The 26,983-nt window shown below is 68.4% G+C and carries 21 protein-coding genes and 2 pseudogenes; 10 read left to right on the top strand and 13 right to left on the bottom strand.

Translation table 11 applies throughout. From position 1 onward, the window contains the following. Nucleotides 1–4 precede the first annotated feature (4 nt). The 5 genes from B9D87_RS05405 to B9D87_RS05425 are packed head-to-tail and all read right to left on the bottom strand — an operon-like array spanning nucleotide 5 to nucleotide 4,011. A complete protein-coding gene (locus B9D87_RS05405) occupies nucleotides 5–877 on the bottom strand; it encodes an enoyl-CoA hydratase-related protein (protein WP_007771458.1) in 873 nt (290 codons plus the stop codon). Nucleotides 878–882: 5 nt separating this feature from the next. Beyond that, the gene (locus tag B9D87_RS05410) at nucleotides 883–1,128 is read right to left on the bottom strand and encodes a lipoyl domain-containing protein (RefSeq protein WP_007771457.1); all 246 of its coding nucleotides are present in this window, start codon (nucleotides 1,126–1,128) and stop codon (nucleotides 883–885) included. After that, nucleotides 1,121–2,119 (bottom strand): alpha-ketoacid dehydrogenase subunit beta, encoded by a 999-nt coding sequence (locus tag B9D87_RS05415; protein WP_007771456.1) that lies wholly within the window; start codon nucleotides 2,117–2,119, stop codon nucleotides 1,121–1,123. The genes B9D87_RS05410 and B9D87_RS05415 overlap by 8 nt, the downstream gene beginning before the upstream one ends. 4 nt (nucleotides 2,120–2,123) lie before the next feature. After that, nucleotides 2,124–3,104 carry a thiamine pyrophosphate-dependent dehydrogenase E1 component subunit alpha gene (locus B9D87_RS05420; RefSeq protein WP_007771455.1) on the bottom strand — a complete coding sequence of 327 codons (981 nt, stop codon included), beginning with the start codon at nucleotides 3,102–3,104 and terminating at the stop codon, nucleotides 2,124–2,126. Between the two features lie 43 nt (nucleotides 3,105–3,147). Continuing rightward, nucleotides 3,148–4,011: a mycofactocin-coupled SDR family oxidoreductase gene (locus B9D87_RS05425; protein WP_007771454.1), complete on the bottom strand. Its 864-nt coding sequence runs from the start codon at nucleotides 4,009–4,011 to the stop codon at nucleotides 3,148–3,150. Nucleotides 4,012–4,294: 283 nt separating this feature from the next. On the opposite strand from B9D87_RS05425, the gene B9D87_RS05430 reads away from it, so the two are divergent. Together B9D87_RS05430 and B9D87_RS05435 are read left to right on the top strand one after the other, a co-directional pair. Next, the gene (locus tag B9D87_RS05430; RefSeq protein ID WP_040629896.1) at nucleotides 4,295–5,527 is read left to right on the top strand and encodes a CaiB/BaiF CoA transferase family protein; all 1,233 of its coding nucleotides are present in this window, start codon (nucleotides 4,295–4,297) and stop codon (nucleotides 5,525–5,527) included. Between the two features lie 265 nt (nucleotides 5,528–5,792). Then, a complete protein-coding gene (locus B9D87_RS05435; RefSeq protein ID WP_040629893.1) occupies nucleotides 5,793–6,080 on the top strand; it encodes an ANTAR domain-containing protein in 288 nt (95 codons plus the stop codon). Nucleotides 6,081–6,317: 237 nt separating this feature from the next. Here the strand turns inward: B9D87_RS05435 and B9D87_RS05440 are convergent. Further along, nucleotides 6,318–8,149 (bottom strand): annotated as a pseudogene (locus tag B9D87_RS05440) (DUF4407 domain-containing protein). A 217-nt stretch (nucleotides 8,150–8,366) separates the two neighbouring features. Here B9D87_RS05440 and B9D87_RS05445 point away from each other — a divergent pair. Beyond that, entirely contained in the window at nucleotides 8,367–8,924 is a 558-nt protein-coding gene (locus tag B9D87_RS05445) for a hypothetical protein (RefSeq protein WP_040629891.1), read from the top strand. Here B9D87_RS05445 and B9D87_RS27925 read toward each other — a convergent pair. Continuing rightward, nucleotides 8,877–9,107, bottom strand: a pseudogene (locus B9D87_RS27925) (gamma-glutamyl-gamma-aminobutyrate hydrolase family protein); the annotation flags it as partial. The gene B9D87_RS05445 and the pseudogene B9D87_RS27925 sit on opposite strands and share 48 nt — an antisense overlap. 92 nt (nucleotides 9,108–9,199) lie before the next feature. Between B9D87_RS27925 and B9D87_RS05455 the strand changes: the two are divergent. Then, nucleotides 9,200–9,628, top strand: coding sequence for a type II toxin-antitoxin system Rv0910 family toxin (locus B9D87_RS05455; protein ID WP_040629890.1), 429 nt, complete (start codon nucleotides 9,200–9,202; stop codon nucleotides 9,626–9,628). 4 nt (nucleotides 9,629–9,632) lie between these two features. Here the strand turns inward: B9D87_RS05455 and B9D87_RS05460 are convergent, their stop codons facing one another. The 5 genes from B9D87_RS05460 to malQ all read right to left on the bottom strand — a co-directional run bounded on the left by B9D87_RS05460 (nucleotide 9,633) and on the right by malQ (nucleotide 15,583). Then, a complete protein-coding gene (locus tag B9D87_RS05460) occupies nucleotides 9,633–9,890 on the bottom strand; it encodes a hypothetical protein (protein WP_007771444.1) in 258 nt (85 codons plus the stop codon). A gap of 101 nt (nucleotides 9,891–9,991) precedes the next feature. Continuing rightward, on the bottom strand, nucleotides 9,992–11,734 hold the full coding sequence (locus tag B9D87_RS05465; protein WP_007771443.1) for a molybdopterin-dependent oxidoreductase: 1,743 nt from the start codon (nucleotides 11,732–11,734) through the stop codon (nucleotides 9,992–9,994). Between the two features lie 308 nt (nucleotides 11,735–12,042). After that, nucleotides 12,043–12,513 (bottom strand): nuclear transport factor 2 family protein, encoded by a 471-nt coding sequence (locus tag B9D87_RS05470; protein ID WP_007771441.1) that lies wholly within the window; start codon nucleotides 12,511–12,513, stop codon nucleotides 12,043–12,045. After that, entirely contained in the window at nucleotides 12,510–13,391 is an 882-nt protein-coding gene (locus tag B9D87_RS05475) for an LLM class F420-dependent oxidoreductase (protein ID WP_040629887.1), read from the bottom strand. Before B9D87_RS05475 ends, B9D87_RS05470 begins: the two co-directional genes overlap by 4 nt. 35 nt (nucleotides 13,392–13,426) lie before the next feature. Then, a complete protein-coding gene (gene malQ, locus B9D87_RS05480) occupies nucleotides 13,427–15,583 on the bottom strand; it encodes a 4-alpha-glucanotransferase (protein ID WP_007771436.1) in 2,157 nt (718 codons plus the stop codon). 424 nt (nucleotides 15,584–16,007) lie between these two features. Between malQ and eccB the strand changes: the two genes are divergently transcribed. Continuing rightward, complete coding sequence (gene eccB / locus B9D87_RS05485; protein WP_007771435.1) at nucleotides 16,008–17,525, top strand: type VII secretion protein EccB; 1,518 nt, start codon at nucleotides 16,008–16,010, stop codon at nucleotides 17,523–17,525. Beyond that, a complete protein-coding gene (locus B9D87_RS05490) occupies nucleotides 17,522–21,688 on the top strand; it encodes a type VII secretion protein EccC (protein ID WP_007771432.1) in 4,167 nt (1,388 codons plus the stop codon). Before eccB ends, B9D87_RS05490 begins: the two co-directional genes overlap by 4 nt. Nucleotides 21,689–21,724: 36 nt before the next feature. Here B9D87_RS05490 and B9D87_RS05495 read toward each other — a convergent pair whose 3' ends face one another. Beyond that, nucleotides 21,725–22,888, bottom strand: coding sequence for a cytochrome P450 (locus B9D87_RS05495; RefSeq protein WP_007771430.1), 1,164 nt, complete (start codon nucleotides 22,886–22,888; stop codon nucleotides 21,725–21,727). A 291-nt stretch (nucleotides 22,889–23,179) separates the two neighbouring features. Here B9D87_RS05495 and B9D87_RS05500 point away from each other — a divergent pair, with 291 nt between their 5' ends. The 4 genes from B9D87_RS05500 to B9D87_RS05515 all read left to right on the top strand — a co-directional run bounded on the left by B9D87_RS05500 (nucleotide 23,180) and on the right by B9D87_RS05515 (nucleotide 26,697). After that, nucleotides 23,180–23,374, top strand: a complete 195-nt coding sequence (locus B9D87_RS05500) for a ferredoxin FdxE (protein ID WP_007771429.1) — start codon at nucleotides 23,180–23,182, stop codon at nucleotides 23,372–23,374. Between the two features lie 485 nt (nucleotides 23,375–23,859). Further along, a complete protein-coding gene (locus B9D87_RS05505; protein WP_007771427.1) occupies nucleotides 23,860–25,104 on the top strand; it encodes a PPE family protein in 1,245 nt (414 codons plus the stop codon). A 65-nt stretch (nucleotides 25,105–25,169) separates the two neighbouring features. After that, nucleotides 25,170–25,469 (top strand): PE family protein, encoded by a 300-nt coding sequence (locus B9D87_RS05510; RefSeq protein ID WP_007771425.1) that lies wholly within the window; start codon nucleotides 25,170–25,172, stop codon nucleotides 25,467–25,469. Nucleotides 25,470–25,476: 7 nt separating this feature from the next. Further along, nucleotides 25,477–26,697: a PPE family protein gene (locus B9D87_RS05515; RefSeq protein WP_007771424.1), complete on the top strand. Its 1,221-nt coding sequence runs from the start codon at nucleotides 25,477–25,479 to the stop codon at nucleotides 26,695–26,697. The last annotated feature ends 286 nt before the right edge of the window (nucleotides 26,698–26,983 follow it).

A 26,983-nucleotide genomic window follows, 5' to 3' on the forward strand; every position in this document is an offset into this window, starting at 1 on the left:
GGGCCTATGTCGCTGCGGCGCCGTCGGTCTGGGCGGCGGCCGCGGCCTGGCGCCGGGCGTGCTCGGACGGCAGCACCTTGTCCTTGAACACGGTCTGGATCAGCTGCTGCACGTCCTTGCTGATCGAGGCGAGGGCGACGAGGTCGTTGGAGCTCTGCCAGTGCACCCGCATGCCCATCAGCTCCCAGGCGCGTTTGAGGTTGGCCTTGGTGAGCATCAGGGTCGTCAACGGGGCCTGGGCGATGTGCCGGGCGATGGCCTCGACGCGGTCGTCGAGCTGGTCACGCGGGACGACCTCGTTGACCAGGCCGACCTCGAGGGCCCTCTTGGCGTCGATCACCTCGGCGGTGAACAGGTAGTAGGCGGCGCGGCGCCAGTTCATGAAGACCCAAGGCTCGATGGAACATTCGCCGGATGGCATGCCGAACCCTTGCAGCGGCGGGTAGGAGAAGTAGGCGTCGTCGGACGCGATGACGATGTCGGTGGTCAGGCCCATGTGGGTGCCGCCGCCCACGCAGTAGCCGTGCACCTGCGCGATGGTGGGCTTGGAGAATTCCCACAGGTTCAGGGTCGGCTTGACGAAGAGGTCCGACTGCGCCTTCCACGGGTGGCCCGTGACCATGGCGTTCTCGACGAACGACGGGTAGTCGACGGCGTTGTTGCCGATCGCGTGCCCGGAGCAGAAGCCCTTGCCGTTGGCCTTGAGCACCAGCACCTTGATGTCGTAGTCGCGGTCGGCGTCCAGCAGTGCGGCGTCGACCTCCTCGGCCAGCTTCTGGTCCTGGGCGTTGGCCTTCTCCGGCCAGTTCAGCGTGACGCGGGCGATCGGGCCGTCCTTTTCGTAGATGATTCTCTCGCGGGTCTCGTTGAGATCCATAGGGCTTACCCTTCCTTAGTCGTGATGACGCCGATTTCGGCGCCGATGTCGTACGTAGTCCCGACCTGCCCCGTCCAGCGCACGATGCCGGAGGCCCCCGCCTCGATCTCCTGCTCCACCTTCTCGGTGGCGATCACGTAGATGGGCGTGCCCTCCTCGACGTGCTCACCGGCGCCGATCAGCAGGCCGGTGAGTTCGGCCTCGGAGACCGCCACCGAGACCCGGGGGATACGAATGATGAAGTCAGCCATGCGCATTCGCCCGTGCCAGGGTGCGCTGGGCGGCCGCCACGATGCGCGCCGGCGACGGGTACACCTGCGCCTCGAGGGCCGCCGCGGCCGGATTGGGCGCGAACCGAGCGGCGACCCGCTCGATGGGCGCGGAGAGTTCACCGAAAAGTTCGGTGGACAGCGTCGCGGCGATTTCGGCTCCGGGACCGCCGAATTGGACCGCGTCGTGCACGATGACGGCCCGGCGGGTGCGCCGGACAGAGTCGACGATGGTCTCGACATCGAGGGGGACCAGGGTGCGCAGGTCGACGACCTCGGCGCTGACGCCGCCCTCGGCCAGCGTGGCCGCGGCGGTGAGCGCGTCGTGCACGCAGCGTCCGTAACCGATCAGGCTGACGTCGGCGCCCGGCCGCTTGATCTCGGCCTGGCCCAGCGGGATCGAGAAGCCGGGTTCGAGGGGCACAGGACCCTTCTTGCTCTGCAACCGGACGGTCTCGATGAACAGGCAGGGGTCGGGGTCGAAGATCGCCGACGTCAGCAGCCCCTTGCCGTCGCGCGGGGTGGACGGCACGATCACCTTCATCCCGGGGATGTGCATGAACCACGCCTCCAGGCTCTGCGAATGCGTCGCGCCGGTGGCCAGGCCGGCGTACACCTGAGTGCGGACGGTGATCGGCGCCGACGTGCGTCCGGCCGTCATGAACCGCAGTTTGGCGGCGTTGTTGATCAGCTGATCGGCGGCGATGCCGATGAAATCCATGATCATGATCTCGGCGACGGGCAGCAGACCGTCGATCGCGGCCCCGACGGCCGCGCCCAGGATCGCGGCCTCCGAAATCGGGGTGTCCAGCACGCGGTCGTGGCCGTATTTCGTCGACAGCCCCGCGGTCGGGCCGGATGCGCCGGGATCGGCGATGTCCTCGCCGAGGAGGAACACCCGCTCGTCGGACGCGAGCGCCTGATCCAGCGCGAGGTTGAGCGCCTCGCGCATCGTCATCTCCTTGTCGTCCATGCCTTTACACCGGATACCTGATCGGGGTTGCGTACACGTCCCGGCCGAGTTCGTCGGCCGGCGGCGACTCGGCGTTCATCACGGTCTGCAGCGCGGACTCCACCGCGGCCAGTGCCTCGCCCTCGATCCGGGCCAGTTCGTCTTCGCCGCATACGCCCGCGTCCGCGAGATGCCGGCGGAAGCGTGGCACCGGGTCGGCGGCCAGCGCCGCCTCGAGTTGTTCGGCGGGGATGTAGGGCGCCCGGTCGCCGAAATAGTGGCCGCGGAAGCGGAAGGTCACGGCTTCGATGAACGTGGGGCCGCCGCCCTCGCGGGCCCGTTGCAGCGCCTGGTCCAGCGCGGCCTTCACCGCCAGCGGATCGTTGCCGTCGACGCGCACACCCGGCATCCCGTACCCCGCCGCCCGATCGGCCACCCGCTCGAGCTTCATCGTGTCTGTGGTCGGTGTCATCTCGGCGTACAGGTTGTTCTGGCAGACGAACACCATTGGCAGATCCCAGAGCGCGGCCATGTTGGCCGCCTCGTGGAAGGAACCGGTGTTGGTGGCACCGTCGCCGAAGCTCACCACGGTGACCCGGTCGAGCCCCTTGTGCTTGGCGGCCATCGCCAGCCCCACCGCCACCGGCGGCCCGGCCCCGACAATGCCGGTCGAAAGCATCACGCCGACCTCGGGTTTGGCGATGTGCATGGTGCCGCCCTTGCCCCGGCTCGCGCCGACGGTGCGGCCCATCATCTCGCCGTAGATCTCCTCGAGCGGCACCCCCTTGCCGATCAGGTCGTGCAGCCCGCGGTAGGTGGTCACCAGCTGGTCGTCGGGCCGCAGGGCCACACCCATCGCGGCGGCGATCGCCTCCTGGCCGCGCGACGGCCAGTACACGCACATGAACTCCCCGGTACCGATTCCCTTGGACAGCCGGTCGTCGGCGGCCTTCATCAGCGCCATCAGCGCGTAGAGGTGCCGTTGAACGGAGCGGTCGTCGGTCATCGAGTAATCCCATTGTGGTGCACTATGTTCGGTGCCACCGCAGTCACGCGCCCGACCACGGCTTGACCTTGAGGAAGCCGCCGCCGTCCACGCGGAGTTGCTGGCCGGTGATGTAGCGGGCGGCGTCGGAGGCGAGGAACAGCACGGCCTCGCTGATGTCCTCGGGCTCGACGTAGGGGATCGGCATCGCCTGGACGAACGGGAAGACGGGTTCGGCGTCCACGCGGGTCGGTTCCTTCAGGTCGGGCCGGAACGCCCGGTACATCGGCGGGCTGTGCAACATGTCGGTGTTGACATTCGTCGGATGTACCGCGTTCATCCGGATGGAGAACGGGGCGAGCGCCAGCGCGAAGTCGTTGACATAATGCGCGGCAGCCAGTTTCGCGAAGGCATAGCCGGCCCCGCCGGGGCCGCCGTCGATGCCGGTGGTGTTCATCGACGACATGAAGGCCGCGTTGGAACCGATGACCACGATCGACGCGCCCGACTGCAGGTGTTTGAGGCTGGCGTGGACCAGGTTGAGCACGCCCACCAGATCCACGTCCACCGCGTCGGCGAAGGCCTTCGGCGGCAGGCCCGCCGTCAGAGGGCAGATGCCGGCGTTGGCGACCACGACGTCGAGGTGCCCGAATTCGGCCACGCCCTCGTCGATGGCCGCGGACAGGGCGACGCGGTCGCGGACGTCGGCGATCGCGGTGTGGGCACGCCGGCCCTCCTTCTCCACCAGCCGCGCCGTTTCGTCCAGGTCCTCGGGACGGGCCAGCGGATACTCGTTGGTGTCGATATCCGCACACAGGTCCACGGCGATGATGTCGGCACCCTCGGCGGCCAGCATCCGCGCGTGTGAACGGCCCTGACCGCGCGCGGCGCCACTGATCACGGCCACCTTGCCCGTCACTCTGCCCATCGCACGTCCTTCGTCCGTGTGTCTACATCACGACCCGTATTGGGGCCCAACACCATTCGCTGTCGCGGCCGACATTGCGGCTGGACCGAATCGACTTCTCGCCCGCCGGTGCCGCCTCGCGGCACGCGGCCATCGCGGTGGGCGTCGGAATGCGACCTTCGGTCGGCTCCATCGCATCTCTTCCACGGAAAACTGCGCTGACCTGCAGATGGGCTATCACTACGCCCAAGACTAGCTAGAATATCTAAAATAGCAAGGAATGGCCGCGACGAGGGGATGGGCGATGGCTGACGGGCACGGGGGAGTCCTTCGAGGCGTGCGGGTTGTCGAACTGGCATCGTGGACCTACGTGCCGTCCGCCGGTGCCGCCCTATCGGACTGGGGCGCCGACGTCATCAAGGTGGAAGGCGTCGCCACCGGCGATCCGGGCCGCGCGCTGGTCGTCGGCGGGTTCACCCGGCAAGCGGCCCGCCCGGATGCGGACTTCATCCTCGAACTGGGCAACCGCGGCAAGCGCAGCATCGCCGTCGACATCAAGTCGGAAACCGGTCGCGAGCTGTTCGGCCGGCTCCTGGCCAGTGCCGATGTGTTCTTGACCAATTGGCTGCCCGGCGCGCTCGAGCGGGCCCGGCTGACCGTCGACGACATCCGCGCGTTCAACCCGAACATCATCATCGCCCGCGGCACCGGGCTGGGGGTCCGCGGTCCCGACCGCGATCGGGGCGGATTCGATGCGGCGACATACCTGGCGCGGGGCGGGGTCGCCTACACGCTCACCCCGTTCGGCAGCGAGACGCCCGCGGTCCAGGGGCCCGGCTTCGGTGACCTGCAGGGTGGGGCGACGCTGGCCGGCGGGGTGTGCGCCGCGCTGTTTCACCGGGAACGCACCGGCGAACCGACGATTGTCGACTCATCGCTGCTGGCACAGGCGATGTGGTCGATAGCGCCGTCGATTTGTGCGGCCGACTTCTTCGATATCGACGGGATCCCGGGTGCACCGCCGGGCCTGGCCATCAATCCGCTCGTCAATCGGTACAAGACGAAAGACGACAGGTGGATCCAGCTGGTGTTTCTCCAGCCCGACAAATACTGGGCGGGCTTCTGCCGGCGCATCGGCCTGGTGGAGCTGGCCGACGACGAGCGATTCGTCCCGTCCGGCAACCTGATCGCCAACGCGGCAGCGGCCACCGAGCTGCTGGCGAACACCTTCGCGAGCCACGACCTTGCGCACTGGCAGGCGGTGCTCGATGACGAGCCGGGCGTGTGGGGCGCGCTCGCGACGCCACGGGAGACCCTCAACGACCCGCAGGTCGAACCCAATGGATATGTGGTCACCAATGTCGACGATTACGGCGAGAAGTACCGAATCGTGGCCGCGCCAGTCCAATTCAATGAGACGCCACCGTCTCCCGCGCGCGCCCCGGAGCACGGGCAACACACCGAAGAGATCCTGCTGGAACTGGACGTCGGCTGGGACGACATCGCCAGGGCGAAGGAAGCCAAGGCGATCCTGTAGCGAGCCGCAAGGCGTGGTCAGCGACTGATCGCGCTGTTTCACAGCCTGTTTCGCTACCACGTGTCGCGAATTTTGTTGATGTGCGGCCTGTTCCGAAACGGTCACAGCCGCATATCAATGTCAATGACACACTGGCACAACGCGACGGATCCGCAAATCATTGCACAGGGCGCCTTTTGGGGATTGCGGCCGCGACGAAGCGCACGAATTCCTGCCGTTACGCGAGTAGCGGGTTTCGCGAGGGCGCAGCAGGAGGTATCAAAGCATGACGACGAGCTGGGTTCCCGCCCAAACTTCGTGTGGCCCGAATTCCGGTCGCATCCTCGACACCGCGCGGGGCATCCTCATCGGCCTTCGCCGGTGTCCATCCGATGCCGCTTTGGACGAATTGCACAGCGCGGCAATCCGGCACAAAGTACCGGTATTCGCCATGGCGTGGGCGCTGGTCCACCTGGCGGGCGACGGCGAGAAGACTCCCAGCTTCGTCGACGCGCAATCCGCGGCCCGCCATGAGTGGGGGCCGCTGTTCAAATCCGCCGCTCTGACCCGTTGAGCGCGCGCCAAGACGTTGGGGCGGCCGAGCTTTCGAGGGGTAACCCGGCCGCCTCCAACTTCAACACCATCGACGGCGACATCGACCCGAAACTGCCCTCGCGGGGCGACGCTTCCCGGCTCCGGTTGCAGTGGCCGACGCGCGCACGCGGTGCCCGGCGGTGGCGAAGGGGCCGCGCCGCCACGCTACCGGCGTCCGAAATCGACTACGGGATAAGGCTGTTCCGCTGAGGTTGCCCTACGTCGGCGGCGGCGGCAGCTGGCGCGGCCCGTCCGGCGGATCCAATTCGGGCGGCCCGTCCCGCTTCGTCAGCGCACGCCGGCGGCCGCCGTCCGCGGACTCCACCGACAAGTGATCCGCATCTTCTGCGGCCGGCCGCGGCAGGGACGGCTGGGAATGGCGTCCGGTCACCCGCCGGTGGGCTCGGCTGCCGGGTTCTTGCCGCGACGAGGCAACGAAGTCCGTCCGTGCCGAGCGGGTTTCGGGGTCCGCGGGCCGGCCGGAGAGCTCGGTGTCCGAGGCCTCCGAGTTGACCGTCACCCTGCGGCTGCGCTTGAGCGTGAACGTGATCTCTTCGGTCTCTTCGAGGACGCCTTCGAACACCTGGCGCGCGGTACGCAGTGGCTGGGTGGTGGTGTCGATCACCTTCGCGACGAACGGCGGCACCAGCGGGCGAATCCACCGGGCCGCGGCCTTGGTGGCGTCCGGAATCGACGGGATCGACGGCACATTCCGTTCCTCGTGGGCCTCGACCTCGCCGCCCGTCGGCAGGGGAGCGGGCAGGTTCTCCGGAACATCCGCCGGCTGGGCATCACCCGGGCCGGCTGCCGACTGGGGCGCGGGCAGTTGGGTGAGCGCCCGGCTGGCCGCCTCGGCCTCGGCGGCGATCGGCAGATATACGTCGTCGTCGGCCGGCTCGAAGGCCCGCCGCGACGGCGCGTGCGCCGGAGCGTCCAGGGCTTCGGAAACCCGGCGGCGCTGCTGCTCGCGGTCGATCTCGATCTGCGCCTCGATGGCGAGCCGGGCCTGCGTGAGTTGGTGCTCGGCCCAGAGGATTTCGGCCTCGCGGCGCACCTCGGCCCGCTTGACCGCGATGGCGGTGTCCGCGTCGAGTTCGGCGCGTTCGCGCTCGGCGCGTGAGCTGGCCCGGCGATCGTGGGTCGTCTCGCCGCGCCACAACCCCAGGATCAGCGGCGTCAGGTAGAGCAGCACGCACAGCGCGACCGTCAGCACCCGCAGGCTCACCGCCCCGGCCTCGGCGAAGGTGAGGTCGTTCATCGCGACCCAGCGCGCGCCGAGGCCCCGGCCGGCGTCCGCCACGACGGCGTCCCGCGCGGCGCGCAGCGCACCCTCCTGTCGCGAGATCGTGGCGTCCAGGTCCGGTGCGCGGCCGTCCCTGGCCGCCAGGGCGGCGTCCAGTTCGCGCTGGGCATCGGCGAGAAGATCGTTGGCCGTGCGGGTTTCGGGTCCGGCACCGGGGACACCGGTGATCCGGGTCTGCGGGCACCCGGGCGTCGGGTGGTATTCACAGCGGGCGACGACCAAGGCCTTGTCCTGGCGGTCCCTGGCCTGTGCGACGGCGGCGTCGAGCGCGGCGCGGGCGTCCCTGGTCTGCTGTAGCGACGCCGCCGCCTGCGCGACGGCCGGGGTCGATTCGGCGTTGCGCAATGCCCGCTCGTCGAGCCGGTGCTGGATGGGGCTGGACAGAATGACCAGGGCCGCGAGCTCACCGACGACGACGCCCACCGCCCCGCCACCGCGGCGCGTCCGATGACGCCAGGTCGGCTGCGTTCCGGCCCCGGGATCGTGCCGCGGGTGATGGCGCCGACCAGCAGGCCGAAGACGAGGGTGAACGGGACGACGGCCGGCAGCGGCCAGCGGACCGATCCGCAGATCGCCAGGGTCGCGACGAGCCAGGCCAACACCGCGCCCAACAATGCGACCGCGCCCGCGACGGCGTGGGCGGACCGTTCGTGACGCTCGCCCAGTTCGGGCCGGTGTCCACCACCAAGCCAGATAAGCATCCCCGACACCAGGCCCGTGCGCTGCTCAGTTACTTCCTGGGGCATGAGACTGAAAACACCTCCACCATCAAGCCTTGCAGGCCACCGCCCGACACATCGAATCGAAGTGCCCCGCCTGTGGTGCGCTTCACAAACCCGTCGGATCGGACACGGATCGCCCGCCGGATTTGCTGGTTCGACGAAAGGGGATCTGGCGCGGAATTCCTGCGACGCGAGCAGATCAGCGACCGTTCCGGCAGGTGACATGAGACGGTATAAGCCTATGACGAACCACGATTATGTCACCTACGAAGAGTTTGGCCGCAGGTTCTTCGAGGTGGCCGTCACCCCCGAGCGGGTCGCAAACGCGTTCGCCGACATCGCCGGCAGCGAGTTCGCCATGGAGCCGATAGCGCAGGGGCCGGGTGGGATCGCCAAAGTCAGCGCCAACGTCAAGATTCAGGACCCCCGGGTCACTCGGCGACTCGGCGACAGCATCACGTTCGTCATCCACATTCCGCTCTCGATCGACCTTTTGGTCGACCTGTGGCTCGACAAGCAGCGATTTGTGGTGTCCGGGGACATCCAGTTGCGCGCGACGGCGCGCGCGGCCGAACCGCTGTTGCTGATCGTCGACGTCGCCAAACCGCGGCCCTCCGACATCACCGTCAACGTGTCGTCGAAGTCGATCCGCGGCGAGGTGCTGCGGATCCTGGCCGGCGTCGACGGCGAGATCCGGCGGTTCATCGCGCAGTACGTCGCGGCCGAGATCGACGCGCCCCAGTCGCAGGCGGCGCAGATCATCGACGTGGCTCAGCAGCTGGAGCAGGCCTGGCCCTAGTGGCGATCGCGAGCGCGGCGTAGCCGGGCGAAGCGGGTCGCCACCATCGGCTAGTGGCGATCGCGAGCGCGGCGTAGCCGGGCGAAGCGGGTCGCCACCATCGGCGAGTGGCGATCGCGAGCGCGGCGTAGCCGGGCGAAGCGGGTCGCCACCGTCCCGCCCCGGGCGTCGGGGCCCACGAATACGCGCGACGGTGGCGGGGTACCCAGCCACGAATGTGTGTTGTCGCCGGCAGGTGGTGCGGTGGCGTTTCTGATCCGTCCGGGGAGGAAGACTTGGCTCGCGTAGATGTCTCGGTGAAGTCGCAGGTGGAGCCGGAAGCAGCCTGGAAGCTGGCGTCCGATCTGGATCGATTCGACGAGTGGATGACGATTTTCGCCGGATGGCGCGGGCCGGTGCCCGACAAGATCGAGAAGGGCACCTGCGTCTCGTCGTGCGTCAAGGTCAAGGGTTTCCGCAACATCATTCACTGGGAGGTCACGCGGTACGACGAGCCGAAGGCGATCGAGTTGCGAGGCCGCGGCCGCGGCGGCATCCGCCTCACGGTGGCGATGAGCGTCGGCGATGACCACCCCGGCTCGACGTTCCACCTGACCGCCGATCTCGGTGGTGGTTTGCTCAGCGGGCCGGTCGGGGGATTGGTCGCCCGGGTGCTGCGCTCCGACGTGCAAAAGTCGGTGAACAACCTCGCGGCCCTGCAGTAGCCGCCTATCGGGCCGGGTGCCTGATCACCCATTGCCGCTCGGCGTCGCGAATTCGCCTGCGGTCCATCGCAAGCCAGGACAGGCCGGCCCCGAACGCGAGCATCGAGATGATGGCAGCGGCAACCCCGGCGCCGGCCTCACCCAGCGCGAAATTCGCCACGCACACCGCGAAGGCCAGCGCGGCTGCGGCGACCACGAGGAGCCCGGGTGTTGGCGCGGGTCGGTCGGTGGTCCGATCGTGGTCGGCAGGATCGTGCCTCATGGCGTCTCCTCTGCTGTCACTTCCGTTTCGGCCCGATGTCCTCTAGCTACCCAAAGGGCCGTCGGGACAAACGACTTGGCGGAGGTAACGCGCGGTTACGCCTAGAGCGTTTGGTGGCGCCCGAAGTACTTGTGGTCTTCGCTGTAGCCGCCGTACCCGCTACCGATGTCGTGGTAGTCGGCGACGAACTCGATGCCCTTGATCCACTTCACCAGCTTGAAGCCGTGCTGCAATTCGTTGCGCAGCCGCAGCGGCCTGCCGTGCATGTAGGGCAGCTGCTGGTCGTTCATGTTGTACGCCAGCATCGTCATGTGGTGGTCCATCTGGCCGATGTGGTGGGCGTTGTAGTAGATGCCGCCGGTGGCGCCCAGCCCCATCGAGTAGAAGACCGCCCATTTCGCCTCGGGCAGCGGTTTGACGATGTCCATGATCGTTTTCATCTGCACGCCGCCCCATTTGGCGACGCCCGACCACGCCTGGATGCAGAAGTGCTGGCTGATCTGCTCGTGGTAGGGCAGCGCCATCAGGTCCTCGAGCGAGAATTCCATCGGGTGCTCGACGAGCCCGTAGACCTTGAGCCGCCAGTCCTTGAAGTCGTCGCGCTCCAGCTCCTTGTACTCGACGGTCTCCGGCAGGCGGCCGTTGCGCCAGTGATGCGGCGAGATGTCTTTTTCGGTGAAGGCGCCGGGCTTGGGGTCCAGCTGCTCGAGCATCCGCTGGAAGGGGCCCACCAGTGCATACCCGACCCGTTGCACCACCCGGGGATGCTTGATGGTGAACGGAGTGGCCCAGACCCACGCGATCGCCGTGATCACCATCGCCAGCGAGAAGATCCCGAAACCGATCCAGCTGTTGTCGTCACGGGAGGCGAACATGTGGTTGAGGTTCCGCAGCGCCTCGGTCGTCAGCACCATCGTGACGTGCACCAGGATGAAGAACAGGAAATAGACCAGCACCACGAAGTGCAGCGACCGGGCGTGCTGGATGCTCAGCCGCTTGCTGAGCCAGTGCACCCGCTGGGACAGCGCGGGCGACATGCCCAGGCCGGTGATCAGCGCGGCCGGGGCGGCGATGAAGACGGTGGTGAAATAGGCCAGCAGCTGCAGGCCGTTGTAGGCGACCCAGCCGTTGTCGGTCGGCCAGTCCAGCGACAGGTACTGAATGGCCACCGACGCCGCGTTCGGGAAGACGTCCCAGCTCATCGGCACGATGTGGCGCCACTGACCGGTGGCGAACAACAGCACGTAGAAGACGGCCCCGTTGACGAGCCACAGCACGTCGATGCCCAGGTGCCACCAACGGGCCAGGCCGATCGAGTGCCGGAAGCCGGGCAGCCCCAACTGCGGCGGCAGGGCGACGGTGTCGGCGTTGGCGGTCCACAACTCGTCGTCCGGAACCGGCGGACCCACCCGCAGCCACTCGTCCTTGCCGGGGGTGGCGTTGCGGCTGAAGTAAAGGCGGGGATGGTCGCAGAGGATCTGGATGCCCGTCCTGATGATGAACATCATCATGAAGAGGTTGAAGAAGTGCGTCCAGCCGATCCACGCGGGCAGGCCGGGGGGCACGCCGGTGCTGTCCGATCCGGGGTAGCGCTGGATGAACGACTGCACCGCCGGCACGTTGTGCAGGCCTTTGCCGACCGCGATCCCGGCGATCAGCACGGCAAACCCGATGGGGATCAGCCAGAGCAGGTTGAACCATCGGTCGCGGCCGATGCGCAGCTTCGGGGCGGTGGCCCGCCTGGTGAGATCGAAGCCGCCACCGTAGTGCTCCACATCGATGATGTCTTCGGCGGTGTGTATCTCGTTGCGGTAGTCCGGGTTCGACGTCAGCGGCGTGCCCACTGCCAGCGTCGATACCGAGCCGCTCTGCGCCGCTCGCCCTCCACCGGTCCCCGCGGAATCAACGGTGTTCGTCACGCGGCCGAAATTACACGAATGCCCCTGGATTAATTAGAGGCAATCAGGGAACGAAACCTCTGCTCGCGGCGCCCGCACGGCGAGGAACGCCCGCTGCGCGGGCGGATCGCGCAAAATCCGGCCGAGTGACGGCGGCGTTAGCCGCACCTGCCCAAAGAAACCGGTTATTTGCTCCGCAGATACGAACCGATGAGTTTTGCTGTGAGTGTCCGCATAATCTGCTGCCAACACGCCTAAGCGGGGTCGTGTGGCAGCACCCGGCGCGCCGGGCGGGTCTCGATGGCGAGGACCGTCAGCGCCCGGCGTCCGATCCGCCAGCCCGCGTCGGTCAACGCGTACTCGTCGTCGTAACGCAGGTGCCAGGCCACGTCCATCGGCTCGCCGTCGCGCTCGGTCCAGTGGTGCGCGACGCACGCGACCCGCCCGCGGGCGGTGCCGGGGTGGGGGGCCGCGTCGTACACCTCACCGACGATCGCGTGCTCGGTGCGGGTGACGGCGGCGACCACCGCGACGGCGTCGGTGATGGCGTCGTGGCCGCGATGCGAATGGATCGGCAACAGATCGGCCGGCGGTGCCGGCAGCACCAGTTCGGCGTCCGCTGTGAAAAGAGTTGCAACGGAAGTGAATTCGCGATCATCGACGTGGGCGGCGTACCGGTGCACCAGGTCGCTCAATGCCGCCCGTTGGTCGGCCGACAGCGTCATGATTTGAGGGACAGCCGTTGCGCGCACGCCGACAACAGGTCTTTGGCCTGCTCGATGTCGGTGGTCGGCGGCATGGCCAGCACCAGGCGGTCGGCACCCTGATCCGCGAGGGCGGCCGCGCGCTCGGCGTCGATCTTGGCGACGGCGTGCCCCAGCGACACCTCCAGCGCCGCCGGATCGCGGCCGGCCGCCCTGGCCTCGTCGCGCATGAGCGCGATCAGCGACGCGAGGCGCGGCCCGGTCACCCCCAGCGGCTGGAAGCCGTCACCGAGGCGCCCGGCGCGGCGCGCGGCGGCCCGGCTGTGCCCGCCGATGTGAATCGGGAGACCTTCGGCCGCAACGGGTTTCGGATAACACATGACGTCGTCGAAGGTGAAGAATTCCCCCGCGAAGGACGCCCCGCCGGACCGCTGGGCCCACAACTCGCGCATCACGGCCAGCTGCTCGTCGGCCCGTCGGCCCCGGCTGTCGAAATCCGCGCCGCAGGCGGCCAGCTCCTCCTTCAGCCAGCCCACGCCCACGCACAGGCGCAGCCTGCCGCCGGACAGCGCGTCGACCGTGGCGGCCCGCTTGGCCAGCACCACCGGGTGGTGGTTGGGCAGGACCAGCACCCCGGTGGCCAGCCCCAGGCGGCTGGTCTGGCCGGCCAGAAATGCAAGCAGGTCAAGCGGATCCGGGATCGGGCAGTCCGGCGCCAGCCCGACGCGTCCCGAATCGTCGTAGGGATACACGCTGTCGTAGCGGGTGAGCAGCACGGTGTGCTCGACGACGACGATCGACTCGAACCCGCAGGCTTCGAGGTGGCGCGCGAAGGCCACCATCCAGGCGGGGTCCGCGGTGACACCGTCGGCGACCGGGGCCACCACTGAGACCTTCATGGTTTTCGAAGCTAACAAGGCACCCGACAGGGCGACTAGCGGGTCGCGGTTTCGGCGGCGACGGGCGCGATCGCGGCGCGTACGGCTTCGGCGAGCGTGGCGGTGCGCGGGTCGGTGAAGACGTCCTCGAGCATCACCGCGCTCCCGTCGGGGCCCGTCAACGGCACCCGCCAGTTGGGGTATTCGTCGGTGGTGCCGGGCTGATTCTGGGTCCGGCGGTCGCCCACGGCGTCGGTCAGCGCCACCCCTAGTAGCCGCGACGGGGTCCGGCCCAGGTAGCGGTACAGCGCGATGACCACCCGCTCGGGGTCGTCGTCGCCGTCCTCGAGCAACCCGACCCGGCGCAGCTCTGCCATCCACGCCGCCAGCTCCGTCCGGTCGGACTCGAGTTCCTCTTCGACGGGACGGGTCAGCAGCCCCAGCGAATCCCGCAGGCGCACATGGTCGCCCGCCAGATAGCCGGCGGTCGGCGGCAGGTCGTGCGTGGTGACCGAGGACAGGCAGTACTCACGCCAGCGCTCGGCCGGCAGGGGGCCGCCGTTTCCGTCGCGGTCCAGCTCGAACCAGAGGATCGAGGTGCCCAGCAGGCCGCGCAGCAAGAGGTAGTCGCGCACCCACGGCTCGACCGTGCCGAGGTCCTCCCCGACGACGACCGCGCCCGCCCGGTGCGCCTCGAGCGCGACGATGCCGATCATGGCCTCGTGGTCGTACCGCACGTACGTGCCTTCGGTGGGCGAGCTGCCGCGCGGGATCCACCAGAGCCGGAACAAGCCGATGATGTGGTCGATGCGCACGCCGCCGGCATGCCGGAGCACCGCGCGGATCAGCGCGCGAAACGGCCGATATTCGTGTTCGTCCAATCGGTCTGGCCGCCAGGGGGGTTGGGACCAGTCCTGGCCGAGCTGATTGAACTCGTCCGGTGGCGCGCCCGCGGTGACGCCCAGCGCCATCACGTCCTGCAGCGCCCACGCGTCCGCGCCGTTGGGGTGCACGCCGACGGCCAGGTCATGCATGACGCCCAACGACATGCCGGCCCGGATCGCCTGTGACTGCGCGGCGGCCAGCTGCTCGTCGAGTTGCCACTGCAGCCAGCGGTGGAAATCGACTGTGTCCGAATGCTTTTTGGCGAAGTCCGCAACCCCCGAGGCGTCCGGGTGCTGTAGCTCCCCGGGCCAGGAGTGCCAGTCGGCGCCGTACTTCTCGGCCAACGCGCACCAGGTGGCGAAGTCGTCGAGCGCGCGGCCCTCCCGGTCGCGGAACGCGGCGTAGGACAGCTCCCTGCCCGCCGATCGCGGTTCTTGGTGCAACAGCTTGAGTGCGACCCGCTTGGCCGCCCACGAGCCGTCGCGGTCGATGGCGTCGACGCGGGCGGCGCGCTGCTGCACCTCGGAGCGCAGCCGGCGGACCCGGCTGCGCTTGGTCAGATCGGCGAATTCGGGGATCGCCTCGACGTGAAGATAAATCGGGTTGACGAAGCGGCGCGACGTCGGCAGGTAGGGCGACGGCTCCATCGGTGTGGTCGGCGCCGCCGCGTGCAGCGGATTGACCAAGAGATAGTCGGCGCCGTGGCGCGAGGCCGACCACACCGCCAGGTCGGTCAGGTCGGTCAGGTCGCCGATGCCCCACGACTGCCGCGACCGCACGCTGTAGAGCTGGGCGGCCAGGCCCCACGCGCGCCGGGCGCCGAGCCGCTCCGGCAGCCCGAGCCAGTCCGGCGTGACGATCAGCGCGGTGCTGGCCTCGGAGTCGCCGGAACGCAGGTGCACCCGGTGGTAGCCCAGCGGCAGATCGGAGGGCAGCAGAAAGCTGGCCTCACCCACCCAGCGGCCGTCGAGGTCGAACGGTGGGGTGAAGTTGTCGACCTGTTCGACGCCGCCGCGCACCGTGCCGTCTTCGAGCTGCAACCACACCTCGGCCGGATCGCCATGGGTGACGTGCGCCCAGAACCGGATGGGCTCGCCGGTACGCCCGACGATGGTCGCCGGCAGCCGGCGCGCCCAGTGCGCGCGCAGCTTGGCGGTCAGCGCGACGTTGCGCTCCTGCTCGTTGTCGGCGGCGACGCCGAGGGCGCCCAGCACGGCCTTCAGCGTGGCCTCGGAAACCCGCACCCGCCGGCCGGTCCAGTCCTCGTACTCCGTCGCGATGCCGTACCTCCGGGCGAGTTCGATCAGCGACGGCGCGAGTTCAGTCATAGGGCCATCTTGCTGCCAGGATTCGCGGCCGGGCGACTCGGACGCGGCCCGAGTTGGCCCATTCTTTGCTGTGGTGTGGCCTGCCATTCATTTACGGCGACTCCCGAGAACGGTTCGGTGCGCTCGACAGGACGAAAGGCCGCGCGGCCACTACGATGCTCCGAGGAGACGAAAAGTGTCCGGTCGGCTCATCCGCGGGGGAACGAAACTGCCAGCTCAGTGGCGCGCGCCGGCGCCGTCCTGGCGGGCGGCCCCGGGCGGGGAACGCGGTCGGCTTCGGGTGCATAAACAGATGTAGAAGTGAATGGCTTTGGCGCCGCGTGGCGAGGTCCGCGCAGGTGCCTTACGGTTGTCATGTAATTCGCGCTGGATCACTTCAGCGGGACAATATCCAGGCGCATCAGTAGACCGGATGGTGAATTAAGTGGCGGAAGAGAGTCGCGGGCAGCGCGGGTCGGGGTACGGCCTCGGGTTGTCGACCCGGACCCAGGTGACCGGCTACCAGTTCCTTGCGCGCCGGACCGCGATGGCGCTGACCCGGTGGCGCGTCCGCATGGAGGTCGAACCCGGCCGGCGCCAGAACCTGGCCGTGGTGGCGTCGATCTCCGCCGCGCTGGTGATCTGCCTCGGCGCGCTGCTGTACTCCTTCATCAGCCCGGCCGGCCAGATCAACGAGTCGCCGATCATCGCCGACCGCGACTCGGGCGCCCTGTATGTCCGCGTCGGCGAGAAGTTGTACCCGGCGCTGAACCTGGCGTCGGCCCGCCTCATCACCGGCCGCCCCGACAATCCGCACCTGGTCAAGTCCAACCAGATCGCCAGCCTGCCGCGCGGCCCGATGGTGGGCATCCCAGGTGCGCCGTCCAGCTTCCACCCGACCAGCCCGGACGCGTCGTCCTGGCTGGTGTGCGACACCGTGGCGAACTCGACCGGCGCCGGGGCACCGTCCGGCGTGACGGTGACGGTGATCGACGGCAACCCCGATCTGAGCAACCACCGGCGGGTGCTGACCGGGTCGGACGCGGTGGTGCTGAACTACGGCGGGGACGCCTGGGTGATCCGGGACGGACGTCGCTCCCGCATCGACGGGTCGAACCGATCGGTGCTGCTGCCGCTGGGCCTCACCCCCGAGCAGGTCAGCATGGCCAAGCCGATGAGCCGCGCCCTGTATGACGCGTTGCCGGTGGGTCCGGAACTGACCGTGCCGCAGATCCAGAACGCCGGTGCCGGGGCGTCGTTCCCGAACGCGCCGGGTCCGATCGGCACGGTGATCGTCACCCCGCAAATCAGTGGGCCGCAACAGTATTCGTTGGTGCTGGCCGACGGTGTGCAGACGCTGCCGCCGCTGGTGGCGCAGATCCTGCAGAACGCCGGGCCGGGCAACACCAAGCCGGTGACCGTGGAGCCGTCCGCCCTGGCGAAGATGCCGGTGGTCAACAAGCTGGATCTGTCGTCCTACCCGGACGCGCCGCTGAACGTGATGGACATTCGCGAGAACCCGGCGACCTGCTGGTGGTGGCAGAAGACCTCCGGTGAGAACCGGGCCCGCGTCCAGGTCATCTCGGGCGCGACCATCCCGGTCGAGCAGAAGGACGTCAACAAGGTGGTGTCGCTGGTCAAGGCCGACACCACGGGCCGCGAAGCCGACCAGGTCTTCTTCGGGCCCGACTACGCGAACTTCGTGGCCGTCACCGGAAACGACCCCGGAGCCAAGACGACCGAATCGTTGTGGTGGCTCACGGACGCGGGCGCGCGGTTCGGAATCGACGACACCCGCGAGGTACGAGAAGCGTTGGGCCTGAAGACGAAACCGGGCCTGGCACCGTGGGTCGCGCTGCGGCTGCTGCCGCAGGGCCCGACCTTGTCGCGGGCCGATGCGCTGGTGGAGCACGACACGCTACCGATGGATATGTCCCCAGGAGAGTTGGCGGTACCGAAGTGAAACGTGGATTTGCCCGGCCGACGCCGGAGAAGCCTCCGGTAATCAAGCCGGAGAACATCGTCCTTCCGACGCCGTTGAGCATCCCGCCGCCGGAAGGCAAGCCCTGGTGGCTGATCGTGGTCGGCGTCGTGGTGGTCGGCCTGCTGATCGGTATGGTCGCGATGACCTTCGCCAGCGGTTCGCACGTGTTCGGCGGCGCCGGATCGATCTTCCCGATCTTCATGATCGGTGGCGTTGCGATGATGATGTTCGGCGGCCGGTTCGGCGGCCAGCAGCAGATGAGCCGCCCCAAGCTGGACTCGATGCGCGCCCAGTTCATGCTGATGCTGGACATGCTGCGCGAGACCGCCCACGAGTCGGCCGACAGCATGGACGCCAACTACCGGTGGTTCCACCCGGCGCCCACCACGCTCGCCGCCGCGGTGGGGTCGTCGCGGATGTGGGAACGCAAGCCCGACGGCAAGGACCTGAACTTCGGCGTGGTCCGCGTCGGCGTCGGTATGACGCGTCCCGAGGTGACCTGGGGTGAGCCCCAGAACATGCCGACCGACATCGAACTCGAGCCGGTGACCGGTAAGGCGCTGCAGGAATTCGGCCGCTACCAAAGCGTCGTCTACAACCTGCCCAAGATGATCTCGGTGCTGGTCGAGCCCTGGTACTCGCTGGCCGGGGACCGCGAGCAGGTGGCGGGGCTGATGCGGGCGATCATCTGCCAGCTGGCGTTCTCGCACGGGCCCGACCACATGCGCATGATCGTGGTCAGTTCGAACCCGGAGGACTGGGACTGGGTGAAGTGGCTGCCGCACTTCGGCGACCCGCGCCGCCAGGACGCCGCCGGCAACGCCCGCATGGTCTACAGCTCGGTGCGCGAGTTCGCCGCCGAGCAGGCCGAATTGTTCGCCGGCCGTGGCTCTTTCACCCCCCGGCACGCCAGTTCGTCGGCCCAGACGCCGACCCCGCACACCGTGATCATCGCCGACGTCGTCGACCCGCAATGGGAGTACGTGATCAGCGGCGAGGGTGTCGACGGGGTGACGTTCTTCGACCTGACCGGTTCCGCGATGTGGAGCGCCGTCCCGGAGCGCACGCTGCGGTTCGACGAGAAGGGTGTGATCGAGGCGCTGCCCCGCGACCGCGACACCTGGATGGTCATCGACGAGAAGCCCTGGTTCTTCGCCCTCACCGACCACATCAGCGCCGCCGAAGCCGAGGAGTTCGCGCAGAAGCTGGCGCGCTGGCGACTCGCCGAGGCGTACGAGGAGATCGGGCAGCGGGTGGCGCACATCGGCGCCCGAGACATCCTGTCCTACTACGGAATCGACGATCCGGGCCGCATCGACTTCGAGTCGCTGTGGGGTAGCCGCAACGACTCGATGGGCCGGTCCCGGTTGCGGGCGCCGTTCGGTGTCCGCTCCGACAACGGCGAGCTGCTGTTCCTGGACATGAAGTCGCTCGACGAGGGCGGTGACGGCCCGCACGGCGTCATGTCCGGTACGACCGGTTCGGGTAAATCGACCCTGGTGCGAACCGTGATCGAGTCGCTGATGCTCAGCCACCCGCCGGAGGAGCTGCAGTTCGTGCTGGCCGACCTCAAGGGTGGGTCGGCGGTCAAGCCGTTCGCCGGCGTGCCGCACGTCTCCCGGATCATCACCGACCTGGAAGAGGACCAGGCGTTGATGGAGCGGTTCCTGGACGCGCTGTGGGGTGAGATCGCCCGCCGCAAGGCGATCTGCGACAGCGCCGGTGTGGACGACGCCAAGGAGTACAACTCGGTGCGCGGCCGGATGCGGGCCCGCGGCCAGGACATGGCGCCGCTGCCGATGCTGGTGGTGGTCATCGACGAGTTCTACGAGTGGTTCCGCATCATGCCGACCGCGGTCGACGTCCTCGACTCGATCGGCCGTCAGGGTCGCGCCTACTGGATCCACCTGATGATGGCCTCGCAGACGATCGAGAGCCGCGCCGAAAAGCTCATGGAGAACATGGGTTACCGGTTGGTGCTGAAGGCACGCACCGCCGGCGCGGCGCAGGCGGCCGGTGTGCCGAACGCGGTCAACCTGCCCGCGCAGGCGGGCCTGGGCTACTTCCGCCGCAGCCTGGAAGACATCACCCGGTTCCAGGCCGAATTCCTGTGGCGGGACTACTTCCCGCGCGGCCTCACCGACGACGGAGACGAGGCGCCGACGCTGGTGCACAGCATCGACTACGTCCGCCCGCAGCTGTTCACCAACTCGTTCACGCCGCTGGAAGTCAGCGTCGGGGGACCGGACGTCGCCACTCCCGCCATCCCGGCCGACGGCGAACCGCTGCCGATCGAGGCGGCCGAGGACGACGATGCCGAAGGGATCCGGACGCCCAAGGTGGGCACGGTCATCATCGACCAGCTGCGCAAGATCGACTTCCAGCCGTACCGGCTGTGGCAGCCGCCGCTGAACCAGCCGGTCGCGATCGACGAACTGGTCAACCGGTTCCTCGGCCACCCCTGGCAGCAGGACTACGGCACCGCGCAGGATCTGGTCTTCCCGATCGGGATCATCGACCGTCCGTTCAAGCACGACCAGCCGCCGTGGACGGTCGACACGTCGGGGCCCGGTGCCAACGTCTTGATCCTGGGTGCCGGTGGTTCGGGTAAGACGACCGCGCTGCAGACCCTGATCTGTTCGGCGGCGCTGACCCACACGCCCGAGCAGATTCAGTTCTACTGCCTGGCCTACAGCAGCACCGCGCTGACCACCGTCGCCCGGCTGCCCCACGTCGGTGAGGTGGCCGGTCCGACCGACCCCTACGGCGTCCGCCGCACGGTCGCCGAACTGCTGGCGCTGGTGCGGGAGCGCAAGCGCAGCTTCCTGGAGTACGGGATCGCCTCGATGGAGGTGTTCCGGCGGCGCAAGTTCGGCGACGAGCCCGGCCCGGTCCCCAACGACGGCTTCGGCGACGTCTACCTGGTGGTGGACAACTACCGCGCGCTGGCCGAAGAGAGCGAGGTGCTGATCGAGCAGGTCAACGTGATCATCAACCAGGGCCCCTCGTTCGGGGTGCATGTGGTGGTCACCGCCGACCGCGAATCGGAGCTGCGGCCGCCGGTGCGCAGCGGTTTCGGTTCCCGCGTCGAGCTGCGGCTGGCCGCCGTGGAAGACGCCAAGCTGGTGCGTTCGCGGTTCGCCAAGGACGTTCCGGTCAAGCCGGGGCGCGGCATGGTCGCGGTCAACTACGTCCGCCTCGACGCCGACCCGCAGTCCGGTCTGCACACCTTGGTGGCGCGTCCCGCGCTGGCCAGCACGCCGGACAACCGATTCGAGTCCGACAGCATCGTCGAGGCCGTCAGCCGGATCACCAGCGCCCAGGCACCGCCGGTGCGCCGGCTGCCGGCGACCTTCGGGGTGGAACAGCTCCGCGAGCTGGCCGCGCAGGACACCCGTCAGGGCGTCGGCGCGGGCGGAATCGCTTGGGCCATCTCGGAATTGGACCTGTCCCCGGTGTATCTCAACTTCGCCGAGAACGCGCACCTGATGGTGACCGGCCGTCGCGAATGTGGGCGTACCACGACGCTGGCCACGATCATGTCCGAGATCGGCCGGTTGTACGCGCCGGGAGCGACCAGCGCACCGCCGCCGCCGGCCGGCCAGCCCTCGGCACAGGTGTGGCTGGTGGACCCGCGTCGCCAGTTGCTGACCACGCTCGGCTCCGACTACGTGGAGAAGTTCGCCTACAACCTCGACGGCGTGCAGGCGATGATGGGCGAACTGGCCGCGGTCCTGGCCGGCCGCGAGCCGCCGCCCGGCCTGTCCGCCGAAGAGTTGCTGTCGCGAAACTGGTGGAGCGGGCCGGAGATCTTCCTGATCGTCGACGACATCCAGCAGCTGCCGGCGGGCTTCGACTCGCCGTTGCACAAGGCCGCACCGTGGGTGACCCGGGCCGCCGACGTCGGGCTGCACGTGATCGTCACGCGGACGTTCGGTGGTTGGTCCTCGGCCGGCAGCGACCCGATGTTGCGGGCGCTGGCCCAGGCGAACGCGCCGCTGCTGGTGATGGACGCCGACCCCGACGAGGGCTTCATCCGCGGCAAGATGAAGGGCGGTCCGCTGCCCCGTGGCCGAGGCCTGCTGATGGCCGAGGACACCGGCGTGTTCGTTCAGGTCGCTGCGACCGAGTTCCGCAAGTAGGACGGCGCGCGCTGCGCTGGGGCCGACCGGTCAGGTTCAGCCCCAGCGCAGCGGCAACGCCTTGAGCGCGAAACTCTTTGACGGGTAATTGATCTCGGGGGAGTAGCCCTCGGGCAGCTCGAAATCCGGAATCCGGGACAGCCATTCCGCAACGACCACGGTCAGTTCGATGCGGGCCAGGTGAGAACCCAGGCAGCGGTGCGGTCCGCCGCCAAACCCCCAGTGCCGGTGGACTTTTCCGTCCATGTTGAGCTCGTTGGTGGACATCGCGTCGCTGTCGTCGCGGTTGACCGCGGCCATGCACAGCCGCACCGACGTGCCCGGCGGCAGTGTCATGCCGCCGACTTCGACGTATTTCGTGGTGATCCGCGGCGCCACCGGCGCCGACGGTTCCAGCCGGACGATCTCCTCGATGAAAACCCGGATCTGCTTCGGATTGTCGCGCAGCTGCTTGCGCAGCTGCGGCCTGCGCGCCAGCTCGTACAGCGAGAACCCGATGGCCGCGGTCACCGTGTCCAGACCGGCCAGGATCAGCAGGTGACTCATGCCCAGCAGCTCGAGGTCGGTGAAGTTGCCCTTGCCGGTGATCACTTTCGACAGCATGTCCGACCCCGGGTTGCGCCGGCGCTGCGCGATGGCGTCGGCCAGATACTGCAGCAGTTGCTCGGACTTCTCGATGTCGCTCTGGGTGATGAAGGGCTTTTCGCTGACGACCGCGTCTTTCCAGTCGATGAGGCGATCGCGATCCTCGACCGGCAGGCCGTACAGATCCAGGAACACCTGGAACGGGTACAGGTTGGCGAAGTCGGCCATCACCTCACACTCGCCGCGACCGGCCAGGGCGTCGATCATCTCGCCGGCGTGACGCTCCAGCACCGGGCGTGACTTGCTCAACGCGTGCGGGCTGAAATACGGCTGCAGGATCTGGCGGTAACGGGTGTGCTGCGGCGGATCAAAAGCCAGCGGCAGCACCGGCAATGGGTGACCCGGAGGCTGCAGCACGGTCGACGAGAAGACCTTGGTGTTGCGCAGTGCGGCCAGCACGTCTTCGCGCCGGGTGATGTAGTAGTGGCCGTTCATGAAGACGACGGGCCCTGCGTCGCGCAGCGTCTTCCACCCCACTCCCCGGTCCGCGCCCATCGGCAGCGTGGCGAAATCAAGTCGGGGCAAATAGAACGAGCCCTGCTGGCCTTCGCTCATGCGCTTCGATCTCCGGTTGTCGGTGTTCGTCCGAATTGCCTGACGCGATTGCGCCGTCGTCGGACGCCGTCGTTACCAACATGCGGCGGCACATCAATATTGCATGCGCGGCAAAGGAACACGGAGACGCCTACCCGGACCGATCCGGAGCTTGCGGCGCACGGAATCGGCTGGCGAACATCTTCGACACTTTACCGACCCACTAACCTGGGTACCGAACCGTGAAGTGCCAGCCCGGCCATTTCGTGGAGCCGTTACCGGCCGAACCGGGCCGCCTAGGGAGGAAGCCTCGTGAGGGTTCGTCTGGAACAGTCGAAATGTGTGGGCCACGCCCAGTGTTACGCCGTCGACCCAGACCTGTTTCCCATCGACGAGTCCGGCTATTCGGTGCTCGAGGAGCACGAGGTCGCACCGGAGGACGAGCAATTGACTCGCGACGGCGTCGCTTCCTGCCCCGAGATGGCGCTGATTCTCGACGAGGACTGACGGCGCAGCTCCGTCCTGGCGCGGCGGGCGAAAAGCAAACGGATGATGAACAATCCGTTGCCTTTAGTGAACTCCCACCGACCGGGAATGAACAGTGGCTGGCCATTGATGAACAGGTGGCTTCGGGGTGTCGGTGTTTGCCTCGTAACGAACTAATCTCAGTGCCGGGCGGCAGTTCGGGCACACGCGAGCTGTCGCTCGGTTGCTGATAGCGGGAGATTAGCCGAGGCAGAAGGTGCATGTCGTTTCTGGCCAGACGTCCGAGAAGTGCGGTGGCACACCAACTTTGCGGGCGCAGTCAACTGGTCGACATGCACGGGTCCGCCGGGCTGACGGGGTTGGGGGGCGAAGAGGCTCCTGCAGCGACTCTCGCGGGCGCAGCGACCGACCGGTGGCGTCGGTTACAAAGCCGTGACCGCGACCACCACTGATTCCTATGTGACAGCCGAGATCGCATGCGTTCGCGGCCGACTGAGGAGGACACGGTGTTTGACTTCGCGGCGTTACCGCCCGAAATCAATTCCGGTCGCATGTATGCGGGTCCGGGGTCGGGGCCAATGATGGCCGCCGCCGCCGCCTGGGACGAGATTGCGGCGGAATTGGGTGTAGCGGCCAGCGGCTACAGCTCGGTGATCACCGAGCTCACCAGCGGGCCGTGGGTGGGACCGGCATCGATGTCGATGCTGTCGGCGATCACCCCGTACGTGAGCTGGCTCACCACCATGGCCGCGCAGGCCGAGGAGACGGCCGGGCAGGGGCGGGCCGCCGCGGCGGCCTTCGAGGCGGCGTTCGCGATGACGGTGCCGCCGCCGGTGATCGCCGCCAACCGAGTGTTGTTGGCGACCCTGGTGGCCACGAATTTCTTCGGCCAGAACACGCCCGCGATCGCGGCCACCGAGGCGCAGTACATGGAGATGTGGGCCCAAGACGCCGGAGCGATGGCCGGCTACACCGCATCGTCGATGGCGGCCTCCACGCTGAGCCCGTTCGCGACGCCGCCCAACACGACCACTCCGGAGGCCGGCTCCGACCAGGCCGCCGCGGTCGCTCAGGCGCTGGCCCAGCCGGCGGGTAACACCGCACAGACCACGTCGCAGCTGGCGACCCCACAAGCGTTGTCGGCCGGAACGACTCAGGTGGCGACACAAACGACCGCGGCCACCTCGAATCCGGGATTGCTCTCGAGCACACTTCAGGACTTGTTGAATTCGGGGCTGCCGACCCCGAGCAACAACTACCTGGGCCTCAATCCCACGCTGTACACGGTGATCCTCAAGCAAACCTCGGGTCTGGCCTATTTCTCGAACGGCATACCGACCTTCTGGTCGCAGCTGGCCCAGCAGTTGGTCTTCGGCCCCGGTGGTACCACGGCCGGTGCCAATGGTGCCTGGTTCCCGACGCCGCAGTTCGCCAACCTGGGGCTGGGCAACCTGGGCGGTGTGGGCCACGTGGGTGCGGTCTCCGCCGGCGTCGGCCAGGCCGGCCGGGTGGGAATGCTCTCGGTCCCGCAGCACTGGGGAACGCTGACCTCGTCGGTGACGCCGGCGGCGCTGTCCGAGGAGGCCACTTCGATCGAGGCCGCGGCGACCGGTGGAGCCAATTCCCCGGTCAACGGTCTGCTGCGCGGCATGCCGGTCGGGTCGATCGGGCGACGCGGAGCCGCTGCCGGCTACGTCAACAAGTACGGCTTCCGCTACAGCGTGCTCACCCGCCCACCATCGGCCGGATAAGAGACCAGATGAACGCTCAACACAACGCAATGCTCGCCGGGCCCCACCGAAGGGAAGGAAACTAGATGTCCTTTGTGACCACGCAGCCCGAGGCGCTTGCCGCCGCCGCGGGCAATCTGCAGACCATTGGCTCAACGCTGAGCGCTCAGAACGCCGCCGCAGCGGCCCCGACGACGGGGGTGGTGCCGGCGGCTGCCGACGAGGTCTCGGCGCTCACGGCGGCGCAGTTCGCCGCGCACGGGCAGATGTACCAGGCCGTCAGCGCACAGGCGGCGGCGATTCACGAAATGTTTGTCAACACCCTGAGCACCAGCTCTGGGTCGTACGCGGTCACTGAGGCGGCCAACGCGGCCGCGACTGGTTAAGGAGTCAATGATGTTGGATTACGGAGCGTTTCCGCCGGAGTTCAATTCGGCGCGAATTTATTCTGGTCCGGGGTCGGGGTCCTTGATGGCCGCGGCGTCGGCGTGGAGCGCGCTGGCGGCCGAGCTGAATTCGGCGGCGCTGAGCTACGAGCAGGTGGTCACGGCGCTGAGCAGCGAGGAGTGGACCGGCACGGCCTCGGCGGCCATGGCCCAGGCGGCGGCTCCCTACGCCGCATGGATGACCGCGACGGCCGCTCAGGCCGAAGAGGCGGCCACCCAGGCGCGCGCGGCGGCGGCGGCGTATGAGACCGCGCTGGCCTCGTCGGTGCCGCCCCCGCTGATCGCGGCCAACCGGATGCAATCGCAACAGCTGCAGGTGACGAACGTGCTGGGCCAGAACACGCCGCTGATCGCGCAGCTGGAGGCCCAGTACGGCGAGATGTGGGCGCAGGATGCCGGCGCGATGTACAGCTACGCGGGCCAATCCGCAGTGGCGACCAAGCAGACGCCGTTCCAGAAGGCGCCCGAGGTCGCCAACCCGTCCGCTCAAACCACCCAGGCCGCGGCGGTCACCAACGCCACGGCCAACTCGACGGCGACCAACACGTCGAAGACGCTGCAGTCGCTGGCCACGCCCGCGACGAGCTCGACGGTCAAGGCCGCCGCCACCACGGCGTCGACGACCTCCACCGACCCCCTGTCGGAGCTCTGGTTCCTGCTGACCGGCCAGACCAGCCTGCCCACCAGCCTGGGGTCTGCCGTCAATGGCTACAGCCCGTTCGCCAGCCTGTTCTACAACACCGAGGGTCTGCCGTACTTCAGTACCGGTATGGCCAACACCTTCACGCAGATCTCCAAGACCGTCGGGTTGATCGGCGGCGCGCCTGCGGCCGCGGCCAAGGCGCTGCCGGGACTCGGTGGTTTGGGTGGCATGTTGGGTGGCGGCGCCGCCGCGGCTCACCCGGTGGCGGCGCTGGGCAGCGCGGCCTCCGTGGGTGGCAAGCTGTCGGTCCCGGTCGCCTGGTCGGGAGCGTCGGGGGCCGCGCCGGCCCTCGGGCATGCGATTCCGGTCAGCAGCATCTCCGCCGCGCCGGAGGCGGCCGGTGGACCCGGAAACCTGCTCGGCGGCATGCCGCTGGCCGGCGCCGGTGCCGCCGGGCACGGAGTCGTCGGTCCCAAGTACGGCTTCCGGCCCACCGTCATGGCTCGACCGCCCTTCGCGGGATAGCCTCAGCCCCAACCGATCTCGAACGCGCCCTGTCGAAGGCAGCTACGGCAGGGCGCGTTCGCCTGTGCAGACCAACCTTGCCCGGTTGCCGCTCGCGTTTGAGTTCCTATGCCACGCCGAGGCCCGGGTTTCATTCCGGGCCCGGCCGACGTACGGTCATCTAGCGGGACAGTGCGCTGCGATGCGCGGCGTGGACGGACCCCTGGCTCTGCCTGTTTCCGCACCTCAGCATGTATGTCGGACCAATCTGGTGGCGGTGGCCGGTGCCGACTTCCTGTCCGCGGCG

It is taken from the genome of Mycobacterium colombiense CECT 3035 (genome assembly GCF_002105755.1).
Lineage (GTDB): Bacteria > Actinomycetota > Actinomycetes > Mycobacteriales > Mycobacteriaceae > Mycobacterium > Mycobacterium colombiense.